26 protein-coding genes and 1 tRNA gene are annotated in these 23,618 nt (G+C 62.2%); 12 read left to right on the top strand and 15 right to left on the bottom strand.

From position 1 onward, the window contains the following. Window positions 1-9: 9 nt before the first annotated feature. Together NKJ18_RS05605 and NKJ18_RS05600 are read left to right on the top strand one after the other, a co-directional pair. Entirely contained in the window at window positions 10-399 is a 390-nt protein-coding gene (locus tag NKJ18_RS05605) for an Mth938-like domain-containing protein (protein WP_023688226.1), read from the top strand. A gap of 25 nt (window positions 400-424) precedes the next feature. Further along, window positions 425-1,243 (top strand): phytoene/squalene synthase family protein, encoded by an 819-nt coding sequence (locus NKJ18_RS05600; protein ID WP_502902956.1) that lies wholly within the window; start codon window positions 425-427, stop codon window positions 1,241-1,243. Window positions 1,244-1,279: 36 nt separating this feature from the next. On the opposite strand, the gene trmFO is transcribed toward NKJ18_RS05600, so the two are convergent. The 3 genes from trmFO to NKJ18_RS05585 all read right to left on the bottom strand — a co-directional run bounded on the left by trmFO (window position 1,280) and on the right by NKJ18_RS05585 (window position 3,544). After that, window positions 1,280-2,692, bottom strand: coding sequence for a methylenetetrahydrofolate--tRNA-(uracil(54)-C(5))-methyltransferase (FADH(2)-oxidizing) TrmFO (trmFO, locus tag NKJ18_RS05595; RefSeq protein ID WP_023753359.1), 1,413 nt, complete (start codon window positions 2,690-2,692; stop codon window positions 1,280-1,282). 516 nt (window positions 2,693-3,208) lie between these two features. Continuing rightward, window positions 3,209-3,352 (bottom strand): DUF1127 domain-containing protein, encoded by a 144-nt coding sequence (locus tag NKJ18_RS05590; protein ID WP_023667673.1) that lies wholly within the window; start codon window positions 3,350-3,352, stop codon window positions 3,209-3,211. 51 nt (window positions 3,353-3,403) lie between these two features. Further along, window positions 3,404-3,544 (bottom strand): DUF1127 domain-containing protein, encoded by a 141-nt coding sequence (locus tag NKJ18_RS05585; RefSeq protein ID WP_006335194.1) that lies wholly within the window; start codon window positions 3,542-3,544, stop codon window positions 3,404-3,406. A 235-nt stretch (window positions 3,545-3,779) separates the two neighbouring features. On the opposite strand from NKJ18_RS05585, the gene NKJ18_RS05580 reads away from it, so the two are divergent. From NKJ18_RS05580 to NKJ18_RS05570, 3 genes are all read left to right on the top strand, one after another. Further along, the gene (locus NKJ18_RS05580; protein ID WP_352757939.1) at window positions 3,780-4,892 is read left to right on the top strand and encodes a DUF2157 domain-containing protein; all 1,113 of its coding nucleotides are present in this window, start codon (window positions 3,780-3,782) and stop codon (window positions 4,890-4,892) included. Next, window positions 4,889-5,470, top strand: a complete 582-nt coding sequence (locus NKJ18_RS05575; RefSeq protein ID WP_352757938.1) for a GDYXXLXY domain-containing protein — start codon at window positions 4,889-4,891, stop codon at window positions 5,468-5,470. The genes NKJ18_RS05580 and NKJ18_RS05575 overlap by 4 nt, the downstream gene beginning before the upstream one ends. A gap of 75 nt (window positions 5,471-5,545) precedes the next feature. Next, a complete protein-coding gene (locus NKJ18_RS05570; protein ID WP_352757937.1) occupies window positions 5,546-6,994 on the top strand; it encodes an aromatic amino acid lyase in 1,449 nt (482 codons plus the stop codon). Between the two features lie 101 nt (window positions 6,995-7,095). On the opposite strand, the gene NKJ18_RS05565 is transcribed toward NKJ18_RS05570, so the two are convergent. Continuing rightward, window positions 7,096-7,180, bottom strand: a tRNA-Leu gene (locus NKJ18_RS05565). A gap of 352 nt (window positions 7,181-7,532) precedes the next feature. Here NKJ18_RS05565 and tig point away from each other — a divergent pair. From tig to NKJ18_RS05545, 4 genes are all read left to right on the top strand, one after another. After that, on the top strand, window positions 7,533-9,008 hold the full coding sequence (gene tig / locus NKJ18_RS05560; protein WP_023681635.1) for a trigger factor: 1,476 nt from the start codon (window positions 7,533-7,535) through the stop codon (window positions 9,006-9,008). A 259-nt stretch (window positions 9,009-9,267) separates the two neighbouring features. Next, window positions 9,268-9,648 (top strand): c-type cytochrome, encoded by a 381-nt coding sequence (locus NKJ18_RS05555; RefSeq protein ID WP_023667668.1) that lies wholly within the window; start codon window positions 9,268-9,270, stop codon window positions 9,646-9,648. Window positions 9,649-9,800: 152 nt separating this feature from the next. After that, on the top strand, window positions 9,801-10,733 hold the full coding sequence (locus tag NKJ18_RS05550; protein ID WP_023807355.1) for a heme o synthase: 933 nt from the start codon (window positions 9,801-9,803) through the stop codon (window positions 10,731-10,733). Between the two features lie 179 nt (window positions 10,734-10,912). Next, the gene (locus NKJ18_RS05545; RefSeq protein ID WP_023691119.1) at window positions 10,913-11,734 is read left to right on the top strand and encodes a DUF2189 domain-containing protein; all 822 of its coding nucleotides are present in this window, start codon (window positions 10,913-10,915) and stop codon (window positions 11,732-11,734) included. A gap of 63 nt (window positions 11,735-11,797) precedes the next feature. On the opposite strand, the gene NKJ18_RS05540 is transcribed toward NKJ18_RS05545, so the two are convergent. The 7 genes from NKJ18_RS05540 to NKJ18_RS05510 all read right to left on the bottom strand — a co-directional run bounded on the left by NKJ18_RS05540 (window position 11,798) and on the right by NKJ18_RS05510 (window position 18,247). Then, window positions 11,798-12,196 carry a cytochrome C oxidase subunit IV family protein gene (locus tag NKJ18_RS05540; protein WP_023667665.1) on the bottom strand — a complete coding sequence of 133 codons (399 nt, stop codon included), beginning with the start codon at window positions 12,194-12,196 and terminating at the stop codon, window positions 11,798-11,800. Between the two features lie 9 nt (window positions 12,197-12,205). Then, on the bottom strand, window positions 12,206-12,928 hold the full coding sequence (locus NKJ18_RS05535) for a heme-copper oxidase subunit III family protein (RefSeq protein WP_023667664.1): 723 nt from the start codon (window positions 12,926-12,928) through the stop codon (window positions 12,206-12,208). A gap of 13 nt (window positions 12,929-12,941) precedes the next feature. Next, window positions 12,942-13,646, bottom strand: coding sequence for a cytochrome c oxidase subunit 3 (locus NKJ18_RS05530; RefSeq protein WP_023681632.1), 705 nt, complete (start codon window positions 13,644-13,646; stop codon window positions 12,942-12,944). Continuing rightward, window positions 13,643-15,412: a cytochrome c oxidase subunit I gene (ctaD, locus tag NKJ18_RS05525; protein WP_023681631.1), complete on the bottom strand. Its 1,770-nt coding sequence runs from the start codon at window positions 15,410-15,412 to the stop codon at window positions 13,643-13,645. The genes NKJ18_RS05530 and ctaD overlap by 4 nt, the downstream gene beginning before the upstream one ends. Before the next feature lie 22 nt (window positions 15,413-15,434). After that, a complete protein-coding gene (locus NKJ18_RS05520; protein ID WP_023667661.1) occupies window positions 15,435-16,319 on the bottom strand; it encodes a cytochrome c oxidase subunit II in 885 nt (294 codons plus the stop codon). 228 nt (window positions 16,320-16,547) lie between these two features. Then, complete coding sequence (locus NKJ18_RS05515) at window positions 16,548-17,474, bottom strand: DMT family transporter (protein WP_023705987.1); 927 nt, start codon at window positions 17,472-17,474, stop codon at window positions 16,548-16,550. Window positions 17,475-17,674: 200 nt separating this feature from the next. After that, complete coding sequence (locus NKJ18_RS05510) at window positions 17,675-18,247, bottom strand: glutathione S-transferase family protein (RefSeq protein ID WP_352757936.1); 573 nt, start codon at window positions 18,245-18,247, stop codon at window positions 17,675-17,677. Between the two features lie 158 nt (window positions 18,248-18,405). Here NKJ18_RS05510 and NKJ18_RS05505 point away from each other — a divergent pair, with 158 nt between their 5' ends. Beyond that, window positions 18,406-19,320 carry a LysR family transcriptional regulator gene (locus NKJ18_RS05505; RefSeq protein WP_352757935.1) on the top strand — a complete coding sequence of 305 codons (915 nt, stop codon included), beginning with the start codon at window positions 18,406-18,408 and terminating at the stop codon, window positions 19,318-19,320. Window positions 19,321-19,345: 25 nt separating this feature from the next. Here NKJ18_RS05505 and NKJ18_RS05500 read toward each other — a convergent pair whose 3' ends face one another. The 4 genes from NKJ18_RS05500 to map all read right to left on the bottom strand — a co-directional run bounded on the left by NKJ18_RS05500 (window position 19,346) and on the right by map (window position 22,448). Continuing rightward, window positions 19,346-19,966 carry an isochorismatase family protein gene (locus tag NKJ18_RS05500; protein ID WP_023751542.1) on the bottom strand — a complete coding sequence of 207 codons (621 nt, stop codon included), beginning with the start codon at window positions 19,964-19,966 and terminating at the stop codon, window positions 19,346-19,348. 172 nt (window positions 19,967-20,138) lie between these two features. Beyond that, a complete protein-coding gene (locus NKJ18_RS05495; RefSeq protein WP_352757934.1) occupies window positions 20,139-20,537 on the bottom strand; it encodes a RidA family protein in 399 nt (132 codons plus the stop codon). A gap of 197 nt (window positions 20,538-20,734) precedes the next feature. After that, a complete protein-coding gene (gene radC, locus NKJ18_RS05490) occupies window positions 20,735-21,502 on the bottom strand; it encodes a RadC family protein (RefSeq protein ID WP_352637900.1) in 768 nt (255 codons plus the stop codon). A gap of 112 nt (window positions 21,503-21,614) precedes the next feature. Next, window positions 21,615-22,448, bottom strand: a complete 834-nt coding sequence (map, locus tag NKJ18_RS05485) for a type I methionyl aminopeptidase (RefSeq protein WP_023681623.1) — start codon at window positions 22,446-22,448, stop codon at window positions 21,615-21,617. Between the two features lie 278 nt (window positions 22,449-22,726). Between map and NKJ18_RS05480 the strand changes: the two genes are divergently transcribed. Beyond that, a complete protein-coding gene (locus NKJ18_RS05480) occupies window positions 22,727-23,023 on the top strand; it encodes a DUF982 domain-containing protein (RefSeq protein ID WP_023688240.1) in 297 nt (98 codons plus the stop codon). Between the two features lie 146 nt (window positions 23,024-23,169). Further along, the gene (locus tag NKJ18_RS05475) at window positions 23,170-23,445 is read left to right on the top strand and encodes a DUF6074 family protein (RefSeq protein ID WP_023725693.1); all 276 of its coding nucleotides are present in this window, start codon (window positions 23,170-23,172) and stop codon (window positions 23,443-23,445) included. The last annotated feature ends 173 nt before the right edge of the window (window positions 23,446-23,618 follow it).

The raw sequence follows: 23,618 nt of genomic DNA, 5'->3' as shown, positions 1-23,618 counted from the left end.
GCTGCGCTGGTGGCAAAAGGCATCGTCATCCGCGAGGCGCATTTCCCCGGACGGGCGCCGATCGAAGCCTACGGCAATGGCGGCTTCCGCTTCGCCGACATGTCGCATCGCGGCTCGCTTCTTTGCCTGCCCTCCGGCATCCATGGCTGGGAGCCGGCCGATCCGCTGGCCCTGACGGCGGCGGATTTCGACCTGCTGCTGGCTGAGGCCGGCAAGGTCGAGATCCTGCTGGTCGGTACAGGCAAGGATTTGCGGCCCTTGCCGACAGCACTTCGGGCGGCGCTGAAAGCGGCTGGCATTGGCTCCGACCCGATGTCGACGGGGGCAGCGGTGCGGACCTACAATGTTCTGCTTGCCGAAGACCGCGCCGTGGCCGCGGCGCTGATCGCCGTCGACTGACGTGACCGATACAGCTGACATCGTCATGGAGACGGTGCGCGCCGGCGACCATGACCGCTATGTCAGCGCACTCTATGCACCGGCCAACAAGCGCGCGGCGCTGTTTTCGCTTTACGCCTTCAATGCCGAGATTGCGTCTGTCCGAGACCGCATCCACGAGGCATTGCCGGGCGAAGTGAGGCTGCAATGGTGGCGCGATGTCATCGCTGCTGAAGCCGCAGCCACAGGCAACCCGCTCGCCGATGCGCTGAAGGCGACGATTTCTGCCCATGGCCTGCCCAAAACTGCCTTCGACAACATGCTCGAGGCCCGCATCTTCGACCTCTATGACGATCCGATGCCGTCGCGCACCGATCTCGAGGGATATTGCGGCGAGACGGCGGCCGCGCTGATCCAGCTGGCGGCGATGGTGCTCGATCCCAATGAGGCGCCGCGCTTTGCCGAACTGGCGGGCAGGGCCGGCTGCGCCCAGGCGATGACCGGCCTGTTGCTGCTGTTGCCGCTGCATCGCCGACGCGGGCAATGCTTCGTGCCGGCGGATATCCTTGCAGCGGCCGGCTCGTCGCCGGAGGAGTTCGTCAGCGGCGACGGCGGCCCCGGCGCTCAGCGCGCGGTGGCTGCGATGATTGCATTGGCGCAGGAGCATCTCCGCGCTTTCGAGCAAGGGGCGTCCGCACTTCCGGAAACGCTGCGTCCGGCGTTCCTGCCGCTGGCGCTGACCAGCGCCTATCTCGGCAAGATGGCCAATGGCCGCTCTCCGCTTGGTGGCGCAGCCCGGCTTTCGGCTCTGCGCCGGCATTGGCTGTTGCTCAGGCGCGCAACGCGGGGTTGGCCAGCGAGTTAACGTAAACGTCAATCGCGTTAGGACTCTGAGACTTGGCTATTCAGCAGCTTCCGATGTTTGCGCCGGCAGCCCTAGCCACTCCCGACAATCTGCCCGCGCGCGTGAGGTGATCGCGTGGCGCTTGGCCACCGTCTTGTCCTTGCCGCGCAGGCGTTTGCCTTCGGTCTTCGGTGCTTCCACCGGCGGGAACAGGCCGAAATTGACGTTCATCGGCTGGAACGAGCGTTTGCCCGGCTCGTCGTCGGAAACGATGTGGCCGCCGGTGATGTGGTTGAGCAAGGCGCCGAAGGCGGTGGTGAGCGGTGGCAGCGATGGCGCGTGGCCGAGCCGCTCGGCGGCGGCGAAGCGGCCGGCGAGCAGGCCGATCGCCGCGCTCTCGACATAGCCCTCGCAGCCGGTGATCTGGCCGGCAAAGCGCAGGCCCGGCCGCGACTTCAGCTGCAGCGAGGCGTCGAGCAAGGTCGGCGAATTGATGTAGGTGTTGCGGTGCAGGCCGCCGAGACGGGCGAACTCGGCGTTTTCCAGGCCCGGAATGGTGCGGAAGACGCGCACCTGCTCGGCGTGCTTCAGCTTGGTCTGGAAACCGACCATGTTGTAGAGCGTTCCCAGCGCATTGTCCTGGCGCAGCTGCACCACGGCATAGGCTTTTACCGTCGGATTGTGGGCATTGGTCAGCCCCATCGGCTTCATCGGCCCGTAGCGCAGCGTCTCAACGCCGCGCTCGGCCATGATTTCGATCGGCAGGCAGCCGTCGAAATAGGGCGTGCCTTCCCACTGCTTGAATTCGGTCTTCTGGCCGTCGACCAGCGCCTGTACGAAGGCGAGATACTGGTCCTTGTCCATCGGGCAATTGATGTAGTCCTTGCCGGTGCCGCCGGGCCCAACCTTGTCGTAGCGCGACTGGAACCAGCAGGTGTCCATGTCGATCGTGTCGAAATGGATGATCGGGGCGATGGCGTCGAAGAAGGCCAGCGCGTCGGCGCCGGTTGCCTCGGCGATCGACTGGGCGAGCGACGGCGCGGTCAGCGGTCCCGTGGCGATGATCGCCTGGTCCCACTCCGCCGGCGGCAGGCCCGGCACTTCCTCGCGCTCGATGGTGATCAGCGGGTGCGCTTCAAGCTTTTTCGTCACCGCGTCGGAGAAACCGTCGCGATCGACGGCCAGCGCGCCGCCTGCCGGCACCTGGTTGGCGTCGCCGGCACTCATGATCAGCGAGCCGGCCAGCCGCATTTCGGCGTGCAGCAGGCCGACCGCGTTGTTTTCGGCATCGTCGGAGCGGAAGGAGTTGGAGCAGACGAGCTCGGCCAGGCCATCGGTCTTATGCGCATCGGTGCCGCGCACCGGGCGCATCTCATGCAAAATGACGGGAACACCGGCTTGCGCTGCCTGCCATGCGGCTTCGGAGCCGGCGAGGCCGCCGCCGACGATATGGATTGGATTTTTGCTCATGAGCGCCGGAATAATCGCTTGGCGCGCTGTTTGCAATTGGCCGGTGCGAGCGTGGGTCATTGTCGTGCAACGACGGAGCTCGACTTTCTTATGTCCGCAGCGACGGTCTGATGGCGGCGTAAAGCGCCTCGATCGACTGCATGCGCAATTGAAAAGCCTGCCCAAAAACAACAACACCCGCCGCGGGAGGAGGTGCGGCGGGTGTCGTTTTTGGGGCCGATCCTCGGGAGGAGGTGGGGATCGGCCGTATTCGCCATCGCCGGGGAGGAGGTCGGCTTTGACGAAATTCTTTTCGCCGGATCGAGGGAGGCGAAATCCCTGGAAGACGAACTGCGTTCACTTTGAAGACGAACTAGCGTTCGCTTCGGAAAGACGAACTGCGTTCGCTTTGGAAACAGCGCCCGCCGCGGGAGGAGGTGCGGCGGGCGCCGTTTTGGTGGTCAACCCTCGGGAGGAGGTGAAGGCTGACCGTATCCGTCAGGGTCGGGGAGGAGGTCGACCCTGGCGAAATTCTGGCTAGATCGTAGCCCTGCGGGCGATGATCTTGATCTCGTCACGGACGATGCCGAGATCATGGAGCTGACGGTTCGAAAGGCGACCCAGCTCGGTAACGGTGTCGCGGTAAACGCGCCAGTTACGATAGTTGCGGATCAGGTTCATTGTCGTTCTCTTTTTCAAAACTGGTTCGGATCATTTGCGATCCGAAGAGGATTAGACCGCCTTGCGGGCGACGTAGTGGATGTCGCTGCGGCTGATGCCGAGGTCGGTCAGTTCACGGTTCGACAGGCGGCTCAGCTCGGAGACGGTGTCCCGGTAGCGGCGCCAGTTGCGGTAGTTGCGGATCAGGTTCATGGTAGTGCTCGTTTCGTCTTTCTTCGGATCATTCCGTTTGTGTACGAACAGTAAATAGGCTGGGTAATATCGAGTTAAAAGTGCTGTTGGCGCATGGCAGCAATGCAAATTGTGCAATGCAACATTAACGCGCGTTCACGGCTTCGTCATGAAGAAACCCGAATCGGAAAATGACGTTGCGTCAACGATTTGGGCGGATCGGCTGTCAGAAAGACCAAGCTGGGGGAGAAGCGGCATGGCGAGTTATTCGTCACGGGCGAGGGCCGATATCGGGCGGTGGCTGCAGGCCGGCCTGATCGACGCCAAGACGGCCGATGCGCTTAAGTGCGACATCGACGCAAACGAGCGCAAATCGCTGAGCTTCGGCACTATATTGGCTATGATGGCAGCGCTGCTGTTCGGCGCCGCGATCCTGCTCTTCGTCGCCGCCAACTGGGACGCGATCCCGCGGCTGGTGCGGGTCGCGGCGCTGTTTGCCGTCATTCTCGCCGGCTATGTCGGCGGCGCGGTGTTGAAGATGCGCGACCATGCGGCGATCGGCGAGGCGCTGTGGATCGTGGCCGCCGCGGCCTTCGGCGGATCGATCGCGCTGATCGGCCAGATGTACCATCTCACGGGTGACGAAGCCTCGGCCATCGTCACCTGGGGCATCGGCACGGCATTAGCCGCGGTGGCGTTGCGCTCGAACCCGCTGACGGTCGCTGCCGTCGGCATATCCGTTGCCTGGCTGTTCGTGCGCGCGTTCGACTTTTATGACCGCCCCGTATTTCCGGATTTCTTCGTTATCATGGCGCCGGTGCTTTTTGTCGTCTCGTTGTGGACGCGCAGCCAGCCGGCACGCCACCTGATCATTCTCTCGGTCATTTTCTATATCGCGGTGCGCGGCCTGGACCAGAACACGCTCGCCCTGGCTATTCCTCTCGTCGTGGTGTCGGCGCTGCTGTTTGCGGTTTCGATCTTCGCCGCTGGGCCGGCCGACCGGATCTTGCAGCTCGGCGGGCGGTTGCCTTTGCACGCCTTGATCGGCTTTCTCACCGGGCTGGCGATGATGCAGATCGAACTGGGCGATGACAACGCCTTCAGCAACGGCTTTGCCATTGCGTCGGTCGTCGCACTGGCCGGCATTGCCGCGGCGATCATGCTGGGCGGGCGCGAGAGCAGGGGGCTGCGCTGGGTTGCCTATGCCGGCTTTGCCTTCGAGCTCGCCATTATCTATGTCGTGACCTTGCAGACGATGCTCGGCACGGCCGGCTTCTTCCTGGCTGCCGCAGTGCTGTTCGGCATCCTGGCTCTCGTCATCATCCGTGTGGAAAAACGCATGAAGGCCCCGGAAGGAGCGGCAGCATGATGTCGGGAACGAAACTTGTCATCTCGGCGCTGGTCCTGGCGCTCGTCCAGATCGGCTTCCTGAGCTGGATCATCGCCGGCCGCGCGGCGATCCTGCGCAACGGCAAGGAGGTCTTGCTGAAAGTCGAGCCGGTCGATCCGCGCGATCTGCTGCGCGGCGACTATATTATCCTCGGCTATGAAATATCGCGCTTGCCGGTGAAGCTGATCGCCAACATCCCGGCCGGCCAGCTCGTGAGCGAGAACACGCCGATCGTGGTCCGGCTGAAGCCGGGTGCCGACGGCTATTGGCATGCGACCACGGCCTGGTTCGGCAAGGCTCCGACGCCGGCGACCGCCGACGAAGCCGATATTGTCGGCCAGGTCGCGCCGGGCTGGACGCTTGATCCTGAATCCACGATCGCACCGCAATACGGCATCGACCGCTTCTACCTACCTGAGGGCCAGGGCATGGCGATCCAGAACGACATGCGGGTGCGGCCATTCGGCGTGCGCATCGCGCTCGCCGCCAGTGGCCAGGCACAGATCAAGGCGTTGATGGACGGCGACAAGACATTGTTTGAGGAACCGCTCTACTAGAAGACATTACCCAGGGCATGGACTTCGGCAACGATCGATCGCTTCGCCCTCATGCAAACCAGACGGGCGAAGACAATGCCGATTACGGTGACGACGCGCGAAGATATCAATCTCGATGCCGTTTTGCGCGTCGCCTGGAGAATCGACACGGTCGAAATCGGCGACAAGGCCTTGCAACGCATTGCCGAATGCCGCGCCTCGTTCCTGAAACTCATTGAGTCCGATCCGCCGCCGGTCATCTACGGCGTCACCACCGCGATGGGCGAGCTGGCAAGCCGCAAGCTCGAACTTGACGAGCGCGACCGCCATGCGCGCATCAAGGCTTTTGCTGCCGCCACATCGTTCGGTGAGCCATTGCCTGAGCGCGTCGTAAGGGCGATCGTGTTGGCGCGGCTGACCAACTTTATCGAAGGCAATGCCGCGACCACGCCGCGCATCGCACGGGCGGTCGCGGCGATGCTCGACGGCGGCCCGATGCCGGTGGTGCCGTCGCAAGGGCAGGGTGGCGCCGGCGAGATCCTGGCGCTCTATCCGCTGTTTGCTGCGCTTACCGCCAGCCTTGAGCTTGAGGTGAAGGAGCGCGGTTCGCTGATCAACGGCTCGCCCTGCGCGGCGGCACTGGTGGCGGACGCAGCACTTGCCGCGCGTCGTCGCCTCGCCATGGCGCACAAGGTGTTCGCGCTGTCGATCGAAGCGTTTCGTGCGCCGCTCGAGCATTATGATGCAGCGCTCGACGGGCTCTGGGGCGACGAACACGAAGCGGCCGCCTTGCAAGGGTTGCGGCAGTTTCTGGTCGGCGCAGGGGATGGACGGCGCAATTATCAGGCGCCGGTCAGCTACCGCATCGTGCCGCGTGTGCTCGGCCATGCGCATCGGGCGCTGGCCGGCGCCGAGCAGGCGGCGACCGTATCGCTGGCCTCGATCTCGGACAATCCGGTCTATATCCCGCCCGACGATGCGCATCCGCTGGGACGCTGCATCTCCACCGGCGGCTACCACAATGCCATGGCGACACCGGCATTGGACGATCTGGCGGCGATCTGGGCCGATCTCTGCCTGCTTTGCGACCGCCACGCCTCAAAGCTGCTGAACGGCAAGGTGTCGCTGCTGCCCGATCTGTTGATGACCGGGCGGCATTGGGCCGACAGCGATGGCCATGGCAATGTCGGCTATGTCCCGATGGCGATCACCGGCTATCTCGAACAGGCCAAGCTCGCGGCGCAGCGCACCTTCATTCCGGGCACCGAATCGGCCGGCGCCGGCCAGGACGACGTCGCCACCACCGCATTCTTCGCCTGGACCAAGGAAGCGACGGCCGGCCGCTGCCTCGATGCGGCAATGGCGATGCTGGCCATGATCGCCTCGCAGGCCCTGTACGTGACTGAACGCGCCGCGCCGCCGGCATTGCAGGATTTTGTCGCGGATATCAGGAAGATCGTGCCCCCGGTCGACGCCGACCGGGTGCTGGGGCCGGAGCTGGCGAAATTGGCGGAGTGGTTTACCGGTCAAGTGTTTGAAGTGTAGGCCGTCGCCGCCAGTCCTCCTACGCCACGGCTTCGGAGGACACCCTTCGCTTTATCAAGCTCCTGGGTGGCCTGCCACCCGAAGCTCGATAGAGCGAAGGGTGGTGCGGATGAAGGGACTCGAACCCCCACGCCTTTCGGCACTGGAATCTAAATCCAGGGCGTCTACCAGTTCCGCCACATCCGCATTTGTCGGCAATCCCATGTAGCCATCATTCTGTCAATGTCGGGGCGAAAATGTCTGCCGTTGGGGCGGTCATTCGCTGCAACGCGAAGATGGTTGAAAATTGGCCTCGCCTGTGACAAAAGGCGTGTCAAATGTGACGGGACGCGCCGATCCGCTTCTGCAGAATGTGATAAGAAGTAGGAAAAACAAGAACTTATTCACATCTTGGAACGCAGTTTGGAACAATTTGAGCCGTAATTTCGGTCAAATCGCCAGGTTCCGTACCAAAAGCCATTCCCGGCAAGATTGTACCGGCAGGCTGTGAACGGCAAGACGCCGTGGCAGCCTCTTTGGTGAAGATAAAGGTTTTACGATGCAGGTCACCGAAACGCTCAACTCCGGTCTCAAGCGCGAGATCAAGATCACCGTGCCGGCCGGTGATATGGAAGCCAAGCTGATGGCGCGGCTGTCCGACGCCAGGAACAAGGTCCGCATCAACGGCTTCCGTCCCGGCAAGGTGCCTGTGCAGCATTTGCGCAAGGTCTACGGCAAGTCGTTCATGGCCGAAGTGGTCAACGAAATCCTCAACGATTCGACCCGTTCGATCATCACGGGGCGCGGCGAAAAGGCCGCCATGCAGCCTGAAGTGATCATGACGGAAGACGAGAAAGAGGCCGAGAAGATCCTGGCCGGCGGCGCCGACTTCGAATTCCGCCTCAACTACGAGGTCATCCCGGCGATCGAGATCAAGGATTTCTCCGACATCAAGGTGACGCGCCAGGTATTCGAAGTGCCGGACAGCGAGATCGACGAGCAGGTCCAGCGCGTTGCCGAATCGGCGCGAAGCTTCGAGCCGAAGACCGGCAAGGCCGCCGAAGGCGATCGCGTTTCGATCGACTATGTCGGCAAGATCGACGGCGAGGCCTTTTCCGGCGGCGCCGGCACCGACCAGCCGCTGGTTCTGGGGTCCAAGGAATTCATTCCAGGCTTCGAGGACCAACTGATCGGCGCCAAGGCCGGCGACGAGAAGCAGGTCACGGTCACTTTCCCGGAAAACTACCAGGCCGCGCATCTGGCCGGCAAGGAAGCCACCTTCGACGTCACCGTCAAGGAAGTGTCCAAGCCCGGCGCGCTGGAAATCAACGACGAGATGGCCAAGAACCTCGGCCTGGAATCGCTGGAGCGCCTGCGCGACGTGGTGCGCGGCCAGATCGAGAACCAGTTCGGCTCGATGACGCGCCAGAAGGTCAAGCGTCAGCTGCTCGACCAGCTTGACGCGGCCTATTCGTTCGAGGCGCCGTCGAAGCTCGTCGATGCCGAGTTCAACAACATCTGGACCCAGGTCAACCGCGATCTCGAAGCCGCCGGCCGTACCTTCGCCGACGAGGAGACGACGGAAGAAGAGGCACGCGCCGAATATCTGCGGCTTGCCGAGCGCCGCGTGCGTCTCGGCCTGGTTTTGGCCGAAATCGGCGAGAAGGCCGGCGTCACCGTTTCCGACGAGGAACTGCAGCGCGGCCTGTTCGAGCAGGTGCGCCGCTACCCGGCCAACCAGCAGCAGGAAGCCTTCGAGTTCTATCGCAGCAATCCGGAAGCCCTGAACACGCTGCGCGCGCCGATGTTCGAGGAGAAGGTCGTCGACCATCTGCTCAGCCAGATCTCGGTCACCGACGTCAAGGTCAGCAAGGAAGAGCTGATGGCTGACGACGAAGAGGGCGATACAGCCAAGGCCAAGCCGGCGAAGAAGGCCGCTGCCAAGAAGGCCGACAAGGCTGAAAAGGCCGACGACGCGGAAGAGCCGAAGAAGAAGGCAGCGCCGAAGAAGAAGGCCGCCAAGGACGCCGAATAAGCGCCTGACGACAAGATCAGAAAGGCCGCCCTCGAGGCGGCCTTTTTCGTTGTGGCGGATGTGCCTTGAGCCACCGCAGCCCACCTGAACCTTTGTACGGTCGACCTGTTCTACCTACCGGCCAGATTCTGTGGTACACAAGTGCCGCAATTCCATCTGGGGAGGAGCGGAGAATCTATTCTGCCGTGCAGGGCGCATGCTGGTGCTACCGGCATGTGCAGACCGTCTCAGGCAAATTTGACGATCAGGGAGGAATGCCATGCGCTTGGTTGCGTTTTTCGCCGTCGTTTCCGTTGCAACTTTCATCGCCAATCCATCGCGGGCACAGGACGCCGCGGCGGGCGAGAAGGTCTTCACCAAATGCAAGGTCTGCCACGTCGCAGACCAAGACACCAACAAGATAGGCCCTTCGTTGCATGGCGTTATCGGCCGGACGGCCGGCACGCATCCGGATTTTAAATATTCCGAAGCCATGATCGCGGCCGGCACATCCGGCGTCAAATGGGATGAGCCGACACTGACGACGTATCTTCACGACCCCAAGGCAATGGTCAAAGGGACGAAGATGGCGTTTCCCGGCCTCAAGAAGGACGAGGACGTCGCCAACGTCATCGCCTATCTGAAGCAATTTTCCCCGTAACCTGGCTCTTCGGCCGGCCAGAGCGTTTCACCGTTTCACGGAAACGGCGATCCGCTCGATCTCTTTGTTCTTACGCAATTCCGGACGGAAAACCGCATACACTTTTCCTGGAATTGCTCTAGGCTGCCCGGTTCCATCGATGGTCGTCTCAAATGTCGGTCAAGGAAAGCCTCAAGGATACCGGCGTCCGCCTCTCGGAAGCGACGGCCAGTGATTTCTTTGCGCTCTTGAAGCCTCGGGTCATGGCCCTTGCCGTCTTTACCGCCTTCGTCGGTCTGATGGTGGCGCCCGGCGCGATGAACCCGGTCATCGCCGTGATCGCCATAGGTGCGATTGCGGTTGGAGCGGGAGCGGCCGGCGCGCTCAACATGTGGTACGACGCCGACATCGACGCGCTGATGTCGCGCACGTCAAAGCGGCCGGTTCCGTCGGGCCGCGTCACGGCCGGCGAAGCGCTCGGCTTCGGCCTGGTGCTTTCCGCACTTTCGGTCATGACGCTCGGCGTGCTGGTGGGCTGGCTTGCCGCGTCACTGCTGGCCTTCACCATCTTTTTCTACGTCGTCATCTATACGATGTGGCTGAAGCGCTCGACACCGCAGAACATCGTCATCGGCGGCGCGGCGGGTGCCCTTCCTCCGATGATCGGCTGGGCGGCGGCCACCGGCGCCATCGGCATTGAAAGCCTCATCCTGTTCCTGATCATTTTCCTGTGGACGCCGCCGCATTTCTGGGCGCTCGCACTGTTCAAGGCCGGCGACTATGCCGCTGCCGGCATCCCGATGATGCCGAACGTGGCCGGCCAGGCCTCGACCAGAAGGCAGATCTTCGCCTATTCACTGCTCCTGGCACCGATCGGAGTGCTGCCCTGGGCGTTCGGATTTACGAGCGGGGTTTATGGGATTGTTTCGGCTGCATTGGGCTCGGGTTTCATCTGGCATGCCTGGAACGCCCTGGTCATCCTCGACAAGGAGATGAAGCCGGCCAAGGCGCTGTTTGCCTATTCGATCTTCTATCTTTTCGCGATCTTTGCCGTGCTGCTTGCCGATACCATCGCGATGCGCGCGTTCATGTCAGCCGGAGGGTGACGGCATGACGCTGTGTTCGGAAACTTCGCCTTCCGGGAGCCTTTTGTAAGAACGGGCGACAAGCTCCAGTCAATGGGGTATATTGATTGCGGTGCAGGTCGCGGTTCGCGTGGCCAGTCATGCAGAACGGCAGCACCGTGATACCGCGACCTTGCCGGACCTGGTCTGGAGGAACGGGCATGACAAGTTTTCACGTGATTGCAGGCGCCAGCGAAACGCTGGAACACACCAAAATCCGAAAAATCAGTGTTTCCGATCTTTTCGATGCGCTCAAGCGCGGTGTTGACGATTTTATGGTCAAACCGTCGCACATCGTCTTTCTCTGCCTGATCTATCCGCTTGTCGGCGTGGTGCTCGCTGCCTGGACTTCGGGTGCCAATGCGTTGCCGATGTTGTTTCCGCTGGTGTCCGGCTTTGCGCTTATCGGTCCATTCGCGGCGATCGGCCTTTACGAGATCAGCCGCAGACGAGAAGCCGGGCTCGACACCTCCTGGACGCACGCGTTCGAGGTCAGGAATTCTCCGGCCCTGCCAGCCATCGCCGCAGTCGGGATCATGCTGGTTGCAATCTTCATCGCCTGGCTTTTGGCGGCGCAGGTGTTCTACGAATATCTCTTCGGCCCGGCTCCGCCTGCATCGATTTCGGGCTTCATCAATGAAATATTTGCCACCGGACGCGGCTGGTCTCTGATTGTCCTGGGGCACGCCATCGGCTTCGTCTTCGCCGCGGTGGTGTTGTGCACGACGGTTGTCGCCTTCCCATTGCTGCTCGACCGCGACGTCGGCGCCTACGAAGCCATCCACACGTCGGTGCGAGCGGTGCTGGCGAACCCGATCCCCATGGCTGTCTGGGGACTGATTGTCGCCGTCGCCCTGATCATAGGCTCGCTGCCGGTGTTTGCCGGGCTGGCGGTCGTGCTGCCGATCCTGGGTCACGCCACCTGGCATGTCTACCGCAAGGTTGTGGAGCCGCCATCGTCCCCGACGCGGGTCGGCCTCTGACCCCGCAGATCAGCTGATGGGAAGCTTCATCTCCGGTCTTTGACCGGAGATGAAGACTGTGCGTCAGGGCCCCGGTCCGAAGAAGGACAACCGGGTGAGAAGCGTGTAGTCCGCTTCGAAGAGCATCATCGCCACGAACACCAATATCAGAAGCGGCGGCAGGATGATCGCATAGGTCAGCGCCAGCCGCTCCCAGGCCATGTGCATGAACACGGCGACGATCAGCCCGGCCTTGAGGATCATGAAGATCAGGATCAGAGACCATCTGAGATAGCCGTGGATGCCGAGATAATCGACCATGTAGGAGCAGGCGCTGAGGATGAACAGCCATGCCCAGACCACCAGATAGAGCTTGATCGGATGTTCCTGATGAACCTCCGCGACGCCGGTCGATGGCCCTTCATGCGCATGATCAGAGTGCAGCGCGTGTTGCCCGAGGCCGTTTGCGGTTGCTTCAGCCATGTCAGCCTCTCACCAAAGATAGAAGAATGCGAAAATGAACACCCAGACCAGGTCGACGAAATGCCAGTAGAGCCCCATGATTTCGACGTTCTCGTAGCGACCCCTGCGGCTGGTGAAGAAGCCGGGACGACCGACGTCGTAGTCTCCACGCCAGACCTTTCGCGCCACGATGATGAGGAAGATCACCCCGATCGTCACATGCGTGCCGTGGAAGCCGGTGATCATGAAGAAAGTCGAGCCGAATTGTGCCGCGCCCCAGGGATTGCCCCACGGCCGTACCCCTTCGGTGATCAACTTGGTCCATTCGAAGGCTTGCATGCCGACGAAGGTGGCTCCTAGCGCTGCCGTCAGAAGCATGAGGATTGCGGTTTTGCGGCGGTCGCGGCGATAGCCAAAATTGACCGCCATGGCCATCGTTCCGCTGCTCGATATCAGCACGAAGGTCATGATGGCAATCAGGATCAGTGGAATGTCCGAACCGCCGATGCGAAGCGCAAAGACCTCGCTCGGATTGGGCCACGGCACACGTGTGGAGACGCGCGCGGTCATGTAGGAGAGCAGGAAGCAGCCGAAGATGAAGGTGTCGCTGAGCAGGAAGATCCACATCATGGCCTTGCCCCAGGACACGTTCTTGAACGCGCGCTGATCCGAGGACCAATCGGCGGCGATGCCTTGCCAGCCTGCGGGCCGCGTCTCCGTTTGGCCGGTATGCGTCAGTGTCGTTTCTGCCATGCTCCTCGACCTCCTAGGTCAGCAACTGCCGGCAAATATCGATGAACGTCGCGGCCCAGCCGGCTAAAAGAGCGAAGATGGCGAGCCAGACGAAAAGCAGGAAATGCCAGTACATGGCGCATAATTCGACGCTGAGGCGAAGCCGTTCCGGCCGTGCCCCGTTCCAGGCGCCGGCGGTTGTCCTGCCCAGGCCCACCAGCCCTCCCACGATATGCAGGCCGTGCATCCCGGTTATCAGGTAGAAAAAACTGTTGGCCGGATTGGAGGCCAGAAAATAGCCATCGGCGGTCAGGTCCCGCCATGCCATGAGCTGCCCGATGAGGAAGGCGATCGCGGTGAGCCCAGCCGCGGCAAGGCCGAGCCTGACCGTGTCCATCTGGCGCTTGCGCGCCGCGATCGAGGCGCATTGCAGCGCGATGCTGCTCAGCACCAGCATGCCGGTGTTGAGCCAGAGCAGGCGTGGGATGGGCAGCGGCTGCCAGTCCGACAGCGCCATACGCATGAAGTAGGCGCTGGTGAACAGCGCAAACAGGCAGCCGACCACGGCGAGGAAGACACCGAGGCCGATCTTGGCGGTCGGCAGGCTCGATCGGTCGAAGGCGACAAAATCTCCTGCCACACCTTGCTCGAGCCATGGTTTCGCCATCAGCCGCTGATGCGAGAGCCACCAGCCGGCAAAGCCGGCGATCACGAGAAGGAAGACCAGGATGACGCTCATGCTGGCTCCCTGGAGGGGCCGAACGTGCCCGGCATGTTTTGCGGAATGAAGTCCTCCTTGGCGCCCGGCACGCTGTAGTCATAGGCCCAGCGATAGACGATCGGCAGATCCTTGCCGAAATTGCCATGCGCGGGTGGTGTCTGCGGCGTTTGCCATTCGAGTGTCGTGGCCCGCCATGGATTGCCACCGGCCTCGCGCCCATGGCGGATGCTCCAGATAAGATTGAACAGGAAAACGATCTGGGCGAAGCCGACGATAAACGCCATGATGCTGATGAACGAGTTCAGGTGATGCGCCGACTCCGTCATGACCGTCACGTCGGTCAGTTCGGCATAGCGCCGCGGCACGCCCATCAGGCCGATGTAATGCATGGGAAAGAAGATCAGGTAGGCGCCGAGAAATGTGACCCAGAAATGGAACCGGCCGAGCGTCTCGTTCAGCATCCGGCCGGTGACCTTCGGGTACCAGTGGTAGATCGCGCCGAAGATGACGACGATCGGAGCAACACCCATGACCATATGGAAGTGGGCGACGACGAACATCGTGTCCGACAGCGGGACGTCGACGACGACGTTGCCGAGAAACAGCCCGGTCAACCCGCCATTGACGAAGGTGACGATGAAAGCCATGGCAAACAGCATCGGTATGGTGAGATGGATGTCGCCCCGCCACAGCGTCAGCACCCAATTGTAGACCTTGATCGCCGTCGGGATGGCGATGATCAGTGTCGTGGTGGCGAAGAAGAAGCCGAAATAGGGGTGCATGCCGCTGACATACATGTGGTGCGCCCAGACCACGAAGCTCAGCGCGCCGATGCCAACGATGGCCCAGACCATCATCCGGTAGCCAAAAATGTTCTTGCGCGCATGCGTGCTGATCAGATCGGAGACGATGCCGAAGGCCGGCAGCGCCACGATGTAGACTTCCGGGTGGCCGAAGAACCAGAACAGATGCTGGAACAGGATCGGGCTGCCGCCATTGTGCTGTAGCTGTTCCCCCATCTCGACGACCGCGGGCATGAAAAAGGAGGTTCCAAGCGCGCGGTCAAGCAGCATCATCACGCAGGCGACGAACAGCGCCGGAAAGGCGAGCAGCGCCATGACGGTGGCGGTGAAGATGCCCCAGACGGTCAGCGGCAGGCGCATCATCGTCATGCCGCGCGTGCGGGCCTGCAGCACCGTCACGACATAGTTCAGACCGCCCATGGTGAAGCCGATGATGAACAGGATCAGCGAGACGAGCATCAGGATGATGCCCCATTCCTGGCCGCCAGGTGTACCGGTCATGATGGCTTGCGGCGGATAGAGCGTCCACCCGGCACCGGTCGGTCCGCCGGGCGCAAAGAAGCTCGACACCAGCACCAGCACGGCAAGGAGGTAGATCCAGTAGCTCAGCATGTTGACATAGGGAAAGACCATGTCGCGGGCGCCGACCATCAGCGGGATCAGGTAGTTGCCGAAGCCGCCGAGGAAGAGTGCCGTGAGCAGGTAGATCACCATGATCATGCCGTGCATGGTGATGAACTGGTAGTAGGCCTCGGGGGTGATGAAATCGAACGTGCCGGGGAAGCCGAGCTGCAGCCGCATCAGCCAGGACAGCACCAGCGCGACCAGGCCGATGGCCGTTGCGGTCGCCGAATACTGGATGGCGATGACCTTGGCGTCCTGCGAGAAGACATACTTCGTCCACCAGCTGTGCGGATGGTAAAGCTCCATTTCCGCGACTTCGGCGGGCGGGACGGCATCTGCAGGCGTGATATCGACCATAGGCGGAGCACCTCCGTGCCCTTCAGCGGGACCCGACAGTTTCGAGTTTTGCCGCAACTTCTAGAGCTGACGCCGTCGCGTTGCCCGGCGCCTGTTCCACCGAGCCCGTCTGCTGCGGCGCCGACAACTGCGCGAACGTCTGCTGCTGGTCGAGCCAGGCCACATAGTCCTGCTCGGTATCGACCATGACGATGCCATGCATCATCGGGTGCCCCTGGCCGCACAGTTCGGCGCACAGAACCTGGAAGGTCCCGGTCTTGGTGGGGGTGAACCAGAAATAGGTGACCGAGCCCGGTATCATGTCCATCTTGGCGCGGAATTCCGGAACGTAGAAATCGTGCAACACATCGATCGAGCGCAGCAGCATCTTGACCGGCTTGCCGACCGGCAGATGCAGGTCGGCCGCTTCGACCACGACGTCGTCCTGGCCGCTGGGATCCTTGGCGATCACGCCCAGCGGATTTTCAGCGGTGACGTCGCGGGTGTCGGATGTGCCGAGTTTGCCGTCCTTGCCGGGCAAGCGGAAGCTCCACTGCCATTGCTGGCCGACGACTTCGACCACGGTTGCGTCGCTTGGAACGTTGACGAACCGGCTCCAGACAAACAGGCCGGGAACCAGCATGGCGGTAACACCCACTCCGGTGACGATCGTCAGCCACCATTCGAGCCGCTTGTTCTCCGGTTCGTAGGCCGCCTGGTTGCCTTCGCGGTGACGGAAGCGGAAAACGCAATAGGCCATGAATAGGACGACTGCGGCGAAGACGACGCCGGTAATCCAAAAGGTGATGATGATGGTGTTGTCGATATAGTCCCAATTCGAGGCAATCGGAGTCCACCACCATGGGCTCAGGAAGTGGAACAACACCGAGCCCACGACGATCAAAACGAGTACAACCACTATGGGCATGTCCCGTTCCTCCCGGTATTTCAGGGGGCGCGAAGCCGTCCCGGGAAAATACCAAGTGCATCATGCGTGATTTGCGATCGAAATTCTAGAGCCGGTTGTGGAAGGAGCGAAAAATTGCTTCTGCGGCGCCCGGACCTTGCTTCGTTGGTGACGCCGGAGCGACACCTGACCCCCCAAATCAGGGAGGGCAGGGGCTGGTTTGATTCGGCTTGCCTTGTTCCAGCGGGATCAAAGCGCCTTGATGATGATGCAGCCGGCCAAAAGCAGCACGACGCCGGCGAGCCGCATGCCGGAGACAAGCCGCTGCGGCAGGCGGAACCAGCCGAAGGTGTCGACGAAGATGCCGGCGACCTGCTGGCCGGCCACCGTCAGGCTGACGGCAGCTGCCGCTCCGATGACGGGGATGGCGGTGAACACGGTCGTGACATAGGTGGCGCCGGCAAAACCTCCGAGCCAGCCCCACCAGGGCATCGACGACAAGCCGGCGAGGCGAGGGCGGGGCGTCTTCGTCAGGGCAAGCGCGATCAGAAGCACCGCGGCCATGGCCAGCATCGCCACCAGGAACGAGATGGTGCCGACCGCAAACGGCGCGCCGCCAAGGTCGTGCCGAAGCAAGGCGTTTACAGCGCCTTGCACCGGAAGCACGGCGCCTGCCAGCAGCGCCAGTCCGATCCACCCTGGTCTTGAGGATGCGGTATTGTCGGCCGCGCCCTTCTGTCCCAGAACGATGAGGGCAGCCCCGGCAAGCAAGACGAGCATGCCGAAGGCAGGCCCGGCTCGCAGTCCGGCTTCGGGGATCCCGAGCCAGCCGAACGTGTCGAGGGCGAAGGATGCAAGCATCTGCCCAGCGATGAAGAGCCCGACGGACACGACGGCGCCAAGGCGAGGGAACAGAAGAATGGTCGAAACGACGTAGAAGGCCGAAGCCATGCCGCCGATCGCATGCCACCATTCGGCTTGCCGAACGGCAAGCAGAGCCGGTGTCGTTCCGGTGAGGGCCGTGATCGACAACAGCACGATGGCGCCGACCGCGAGCTGAAGCGTGGTCGCGGCAAAGGGTGAGCCGACCGCCTTTGAAAGTTGGGCGTTGGCGCCAGCCTGCACTGCGAGCAGGCCACCGGCGACAAGCGCCAGAGGGATGAAGAGGATTTCCACGATTGTATTCCTTGAATGCGAGGTGCGGCGGCTAGGGCATGATCCCAAAAAGTGGGCGCCGGTTTTTGGAAAAGATCATGCTACAACAAAGGGTTAGGTCATGATGAGATTTCAACCAAATCTCATCATGATCTAAGCGGCAGCCGATGCTTCGGGCAGGGCGGGAACGGCAATGCCTCTGACAACTGCGGAGCGTCGGCCTATGGCGGCATACCAACGCGCCAGGTCTGGCGCGTCATCGAGGCTGAGTTCGAGCTGGTGACGGCCGCGTTGATCCATGGCCATGTCATCACATCGGCGATGCCGTAGCTTTTGCCGACAATGTGCTCATGGTGCTTTAGCCGGCTATCGAGAACGCGGAAGACACGTCCGGTTTCGCGCTCAAAACGCTCGATCACGTAAGGGATTTTTTCCGGCGCGAAGATTTTGTAATTCCACAATTGGCCAAGCGTCGGGCCGACATGGGCCGCCTGGAACAAGGTCCAGGTCAGCGTATCGTCCGCGTCCTGCGCGCCCACCGGCTGAAGCTTGCCCGACCGTCGCGCCAGGTAGTGTAGGATGGCGCCGGATTCGAAGACCGTGCGGCCGGCGTCCCGGTCGACGATCACCGGGATCTTGTTGTTGGGATTGAGCGCCAGGAAATCAGGCTTGGTCTGGTCGCCCCTTTCGATGTCGACCAAGCGGACCGGGTAGGGCAGGCCGACCTCTTCCAGCATGATCGAGGCCTTGTGCCCGTTGGGTGTCTGGCAGGTGTAGAGTTCTATCGGCGTCATGGCTCTTCTCCGCGACCGTTCTTTTGTCGTCGGACTCCATATGGCGTGCGTGCATGCGCAGATCGACATGCCGATTCGCCCGCTTGCTCTGCGTTTTTGCACAGCGAAGCGTCATTTGACTCGCAGAGCGCAGCGCTTTCTTTTATCTTTCTGCAAGAATGCACAGCTCACGCGATATCGACTGGGAAGATCTGCGCATGGTGCTGGCCGTCGCCGATGGCGCTTCGCTGGCGGCGGCGGCTCGGATCCTGGGCGTGAACCACACGACTGTGCTGCGTCGCGTCAACGCCTTCGAGGCGCGGCTGGGCATCCGCCTTTTCGATCGGTTGGCGACTGGTTATGCCCTCACCCCGGGCGGCGAGGAACTGCTGGGCGCGGCACGCACAATGGCCGAGACGGTCAATGAACTGGCGCGCAAACTGTCGGGGCAGGATCTCAGGTTCGAAGGCACGTTGCGGGTCACCACCACCGACACGCTGATGGCGTCGGTGCTGCCGCCGATCCTGGCGGCGTTTCATAAGCTCCATCGCGGCATACGGGTCGAGGCGATGACGCAGAATTCCATCGCCAACCTGACGCAAAGGGATGCAGACGTGGCGATCAGGCCGGTGTCGCAACCGCAGGAAATCCTGGTGGGCCGGCGCATTTCGGGCGTCGCCTTCGCCGCCTACGCGACACGTTCCTACGCCGAAACGCTACCCCCGGAGCCGAGATTGGGTCAGCTGCGCTGGATCGCGCCCGACGACAGCCTGGCCAACACCGGCGTCGCCCGCTGGATGCGGTCGTCGCTGCCCGATGTCGAGATCGCCATGCGCGCCGATTCCCTGGTGACGATGTCGCATGCGGCGGGCGCCGGAATCGGGGTTGCGGCGCTGCCCTGTTATCTCGGCGACAGCCTGCCCGGGCTTGTAAGCGTCGGAGGGCTGATCGAGGAGATCGGCTCGGCGCTGTGGGTGCTGGTGCACGACGATTTGCGCCGCACGGCGCGCGTCCACGCCTTCACCAAATTCGTCTCCGGCGAATTGCAGCAGCGGCGCGACCTTCTTGAGGGCAGGCTCGGCGCCGGAGCTTGAGACGCACGCCAGCTGACGCTGGGGTTCAACTCCGCAACAGGTTCCCAAGCTCGGCAACCGTCATCACGCGCCCGAACACCTTGCCTATGATGTCGAGGGTTGCATTGTGCGATGCCTCGTCCAGTCCGCCATTGGCGTCGCTGATGAAAGCCACCTTGTAGTCGCGCATGAAGGCGCTCCGCGCGGTGGATTCGCAGCAGATGCTGGTCACGGTGCCGATGATGATCACCGTGTCGACCCGGCCTGCGCCACGGATGTTGCGCAACACGGTCTCGAGCTGCGTGTTGTGGAAGGCATCGTAGCGGTGCTTCTTGATGACGACATCCCCAGGCAAGGGCGCAAGCGCGGCGACGATTTCGGCGCCGGCGCTGCCTTCCCGCATGCCTTTGGTTTTCAGCTTCGGCTGATAGCTGGTTTCCAGCGGCGAGATATCGAAATGGTCGCTGAGCACATGCTGGGTGTAGATCACCGGGACGCCTTGCGCGCGGCAAAGCTCGACCACCTGCCGCATCGCCGGAATGCGATGGCGGGCCATGGCCACTTCCATGACGGCGCCCTCATCGACAAAGTCGCTTTGCATGTCGATGACCAGAAGGGCTGCGCGTTGCTTGTCGAACGGCCATGGTTCGTCGCCGGGCTGGGGCATTGCGTGTTTCCTGTTTCCGACGTTGATCAGGTGAGCAGCAGGCTCTTCATCGAGACATCGCAATTCCTGCCGATGACGATGTGATCGTGGATGGATGGAGAGATCAAAGTCGTGGCAATCTCGCAGCGAGCTCCGGGATTGGTTTGGGCGACTTGACGCGTCCTCGCTTGGCCTACGGGTCGATGACCGCGATCGCATCGATCTCTATCAGGTAGCCGGGAGACATCACTGCTATCCCGACCACTACGTTTGCCGGCTTGTGATCGCCGAACAGCTCGACCTGGGCCGCTTCGATGATCGGCACGTGTTCGTCGCGTTTGTAATCGACGATGTAGATCGTGATCTTGCAGACTTGCTCGGGCCGAGCGCCGGCGGCAGCAAGCGCTCGGCCGAGATTCCCGAACGCCAGGCGCGCCTGGACTGCGAAATCACCATGGCCAACGAGCTTGCCGTGTATGTCTTCTGGCTGCTGGCCCGAGACGAACACCAGCTTGCTTCCTGTCGCAACGACGACCTGGGAGTACATTTCCGGAATCGGCAGATCATTTGGATTTATGCATTCGAGCATCATTGAATAGATCTCCTGCAATGGCTGACGGGAACTGGCTGCTTCGTATTCGCGAGTCTACGACATTGTCGCCGAAGCGGGCGCTTCTGTCGCAATATCACTTCTACACCGCAAGCGTGGGCGTTTGAGCCAAGCCGGAATGTTGCTGATTGGCTCGCGAGCGGTGGCGTTTGGGATGACGGCACCGGCGCCCATCAGGCTCAGATCAGCAGCAGGCCCTTCATCGAGGCGTTGCCTTTCTTGCCGATGATGATGTGGTCGTGGACGGCGATGCCGAGCGGCTTGGCGCTGTCGATGATCTGCTTGGTCATTTCGATGTCCGCACGCGATGGTGTCGGATCGCCGGAAGGGTGGTTATGCACCAGGATGACGGCGCTGGCCGATAGTTCCAGCGCGCGCTTGATCACTTCGCGCGGATAGACCGGCGTGTGGTCCACGGTGCCGACCTGCTGTACCTCGTCGGCGATCAGCACGTTCTTCTTGTCGAGAAACAAGATGCGGAACTGTTCGCGGTTCTCGAACGCCATCGCCGAGCGGCAGTACGCAAGAAGCTGCGCCCAGTTGGACAGCACCTCGCGGTCGCGAACCTCGGTCCGCGCCATGCGCTGCGCGGCAGCGGCAATCACCTTCAGGTCGACCGCCACGGCGGGGCCGATGCCCTTCACCTCCTGCAGCAGCGCCACCGGTGCGCCAAGCACTTCGCCAAAAGTGCCGAAGCGCGCCAAGAGCGCCTTGGCGATCGGCTTGGTGTCGACGCGCGGGATCAGGCGAAACAGCAGCAGTTCGAGAAGTTCGTAGTCGGGCAGGGCGTCCGCGCCGCCGGCAACGAAGCGCTCGCGCAAACGGTCGCGATGGCCGTGATAGTGTGGCTTCTCCGCCGATTTGTCTCTTGGTGCCTTGTCCTTCGCCGGTGGTTCAAGCCACCGCTCGGAGAAGAACCCCCGTTCGTCGTCACCGCTGTTCCCCATCCATCCCCCACACTCCCCGAGGCTTCGACGGCAGATTAGAGCGGTAAGCAGCGCGCGGTCGAGTTTTTTCGGCGACGGCGCCTCAAAGCTGCGGCTTGAGGCGATCTTGTTTTCAGCTGACCGGCGGCAGGCCGGGGCGGTCGAGCTTGTTTGGCGACAGGGTGAAAATCTCGCAGCCAGTTTCGGTGACGCCGATCGTGTGTTCGTACTGCGCCGACAGCGAGCGGTCGCGCGTCACCGCCGTCCAGCCGTCCGACAGCACTTTCACATGCGGCCGGCCAAGATTGATCATGGGCTCGATGGTGAAGATCATGCCCGGCCGCATCTCGACGCCTTCCGAGGCGGTGCCATAGTGCAGGATGTTGGGTGCGTCGTGGAACAGCTGGCCAACGCCGTGGCCGCAGAAATCGCGCACCACCGAGCAGCGCTCTGCCTCGGCATAGGTCTGGATGGCGGCGCCGATGGCGCCGGTGCGGGCGCCGGGCCGGACCGCCGCGATTCCGCGCATCAGGCACTCATGAGTGACTTCAAGCAGGCGTTCGGCGGCGCGCTTGATGGTGCCGACGGGATACATGCGCGAGGAATCGCCGTGCCAGCCGTCGAGGATGTAGGTGACGTCGATGTTGACGATGTCGCCATCCTTCAACGGCTTGTTGTCTGGAATGCCGTGGCAGACGACGTGGTTGATCGAGGTGCAGGACGATTTGGTGTAGCCGCGGTAGTTGAGCGTCGCCGGTAGCGCGCCTTGGTCCATGCCGAATTCGAAGACGAAACGGTCGATGGTCTCGGTGGTGACACCCGGCTGGACCATCGGCACCAGTTCATCAAGGCAGCGCGCGGTGAGATCGCAGGCCTTGCGCATGCCGGCAAATCCTTCTTCGCCGTAGAGGCGGATCTGGCCGGTGTTCCTGAGGGGTGCCGTGGCGGCGTCGAGATAGGTGACCATAGTGTCCGTTTGCCTGTAAGCGGGCGGCGCATATCAGCCCGTTAGAAAATTTCCCCAGATTTGGCACTGCAAGCCGCAAGGTTCAAGGAAGAACTGCCGGCAATGGACTGATACTGGCGATATTCCTGGCTTGCGCGGCCGCTCAGATGACACCAGGTGCGCGATCTCCTCCGAATGCCGAGATCGCACTGACTACACATTTTCGCGCAAAAGCAGCCAAAGCAACTTTTGACGACGAACGGCGTTGCTGTGGTCGACGCCAGTTCGGGAGATATAGAATGGACAGATTGCAATTCGAGGTGCCGGTGCGCATCGCGCCCGCGCCCGGGCTGCCGGTAGAGGAAATATACAGCGTCGAACAGGCGCTGGATATCCTGCATGACTGGCCAAAGAAGCGACAGGGCAAGGTCTATGAGGCGGCGTTCAATGCCTGCTTCGGGGCCACGGTGGATGTGGTCAGGACTGAGGATGCCTGGCGCGCCTTCATGGCGTTTTGCCGGGTCAGTGGCCTGCTGGCCAGGGATATGATGGTTACGGCCAAGCGCGCCGGCGAGGCGAGGGGCCTGAGGGTCTAGAGTTCTGCTTGGCCTGGAGGCCGGCCAACCGACTCGTTCCAATCGGCGCGGACTCCGCGGCGTTAAGGTTCCGTTTCCGACTTCACAGCTAGGCATGAGCCATAGAGCAGCGTCTGATTCGTTGCGTCGGTTTCATGGTGCAGAACATGTCTTCAGCCAATGTGCGTACCTTCCCGCTAGATCGGCAGACCGTGCTGGTGCGCGAGGTCGCCGCAAGGCTGGGCAGACTGCACGGCGACACGGCCACGTCGTTCTGGAAGGCCACGGCGCGCGAACTCCTCGACAAGGCGGTCGCAGCCGGCAGCGATGCAGCTTCGGCGGCCAACGATGTCCGCCGGTTTTTTGCCGCGGTCCAGGACGAGATGCATTTCAAGGCGGACGATGCCGCACCGGGGCAGCGCCGGACGCGCACCCGCCCCTAGCCTCAAACAGAGCACACACGCGCTCATCATTGTGTGGCCAACCGTGGACCGGTCTTGGCGTCGACGAATCTCGGGCCTTACGCTGTCGATCGTGCCGTCCCAGCCACGGCGAGCGCCTTGTTGAACGCGAGACAGGCGATGAAATACTGGTCGCGCTCGGCCCTGGCGACGTC

It is taken from the genome of Mesorhizobium sp. M0217, assembly GCF_040321955.1.
Classification (GTDB): Bacteria; Pseudomonadota; Alphaproteobacteria; order Rhizobiales; family Rhizobiaceae; genus Mesorhizobium.
This window is presented reverse-complemented; position numbering and strand designations above follow the sequence as displayed.

Excerpts from the sequence above, each read along its gene's own strand:
- NKJ18_RS05480 (WP_023688240.1), top strand. The coding sequence starts at position 22,727 with ATGGACAGATTGCAATTCGAGGTGCCGGTGCGCATCGCGCCCGCGCCC.
- tig (WP_023681635.1), top strand. The coding sequence starts at position 7,533 with ATGCAGGTCACCGAAACGCTCAACTCCGGTCTCAAGCGCGAGATCAAG.
- radC (WP_352637900.1), bottom strand. The coding sequence starts at position 21,502 with ATGGGGAACAGCGGTGACGACGAACGGGGGTTCTTCTCCGAGCGGTGG.
- NKJ18_RS05475 (WP_023725693.1), top strand. The coding sequence starts at position 23,170 with ATGTCTTCAGCCAATGTGCGTACCTTCCCGCTAGATCGGCAGACCGTG.
- NKJ18_RS05545 (WP_023691119.1), top strand. The coding sequence starts at position 10,913 with ATGACAAGTTTTCACGTGATTGCAGGCGCCAGCGAAACGCTGGAACAC.
- NKJ18_RS05540 (WP_023667665.1), bottom strand. The coding sequence starts at position 12,196 with ATGGCTGAAGCAACCGCAAACGGCCTCGGGCAACACGCGCTGCACTCT.
- NKJ18_RS05575 (WP_352757938.1), top strand. The coding sequence starts at position 4,889 with ATGATGTCGGGAACGAAACTTGTCATCTCGGCGCTGGTCCTGGCGCTC.
- NKJ18_RS05600 (WP_502902956.1), top strand. The coding sequence starts at position 425 with ATGGAGACGGTGCGCGCCGGCGACCATGACCGCTATGTCAGCGCACTC.
- NKJ18_RS05555 (WP_023667668.1), top strand. The coding sequence starts at position 9,268 with ATGCGCTTGGTTGCGTTTTTCGCCGTCGTTTCCGTTGCAACTTTCATC.
- NKJ18_RS05510 (WP_352757936.1), bottom strand. The coding sequence starts at position 18,247 with ATGACGCCGATAGAACTCTACACCTGCCAGACACCCAACGGGCACAAG.
- NKJ18_RS05520 (WP_023667661.1), bottom strand. The coding sequence starts at position 16,319 with ATGCCCATAGTGGTTGTACTCGTTTTGATCGTCGTGGGCTCGGTGTTG.
- map (WP_023681623.1), bottom strand. The coding sequence starts at position 22,448 with ATGGTCACCTATCTCGACGCCGCCACGGCACCCCTCAGGAACACCGGC.
- NKJ18_RS05535 (WP_023667664.1), bottom strand. The coding sequence starts at position 12,928 with ATGGCAGAAACGACACTGACGCATACCGGCCAAACGGAGACGCGGCCC.
- NKJ18_RS05550 (WP_023807355.1), top strand. The coding sequence starts at position 9,801 with ATGTCGGTCAAGGAAAGCCTCAAGGATACCGGCGTCCGCCTCTCGGAA.
- NKJ18_RS05530 (WP_023681632.1), bottom strand. The coding sequence starts at position 13,646 with ATGAGCGTCATCCTGGTCTTCCTTCTCGTGATCGCCGGCTTTGCCGGC.
- NKJ18_RS05580 (WP_352757939.1), top strand. The coding sequence starts at position 3,780 with ATGGCGAGTTATTCGTCACGGGCGAGGGCCGATATCGGGCGGTGGCTG.
- NKJ18_RS05570 (WP_352757937.1), top strand. The coding sequence starts at position 5,546 with ATGCCGATTACGGTGACGACGCGCGAAGATATCAATCTCGATGCCGTT.
- ctaD (WP_023681631.1), bottom strand. The coding sequence starts at position 15,412 with ATGGTCGATATCACGCCTGCAGATGCCGTCCCGCCCGCCGAAGTCGCG.
- NKJ18_RS05500 (WP_023751542.1), bottom strand. The coding sequence starts at position 19,966 with ATGCCCCAGCCCGGCGACGAACCATGGCCGTTCGACAAGCAACGCGCA.
- NKJ18_RS05495 (WP_352757934.1), bottom strand. The coding sequence starts at position 20,537 with ATGATGCTCGAATGCATAAATCCAAATGATCTGCCGATTCCGGAAATG.
- NKJ18_RS05505 (WP_352757935.1), top strand. The coding sequence starts at position 18,406 with ATGCACAGCTCACGCGATATCGACTGGGAAGATCTGCGCATGGTGCTG.
- NKJ18_RS05585 (WP_006335194.1), bottom strand. The coding sequence starts at position 3,544 with ATGAACCTGATCCGCAACTACCGCAACTGGCGCCGCTACCGGGACACC.
- NKJ18_RS05590 (WP_023667673.1), bottom strand. The coding sequence starts at position 3,352 with ATGAACCTGATCCGCAACTATCGTAACTGGCGCGTTTACCGCGACACC.
- trmFO (WP_023753359.1), bottom strand. The coding sequence starts at position 2,692 with ATGAGCAAAAATCCAATCCATATCGTCGGCGGCGGCCTCGCCGGCTCC.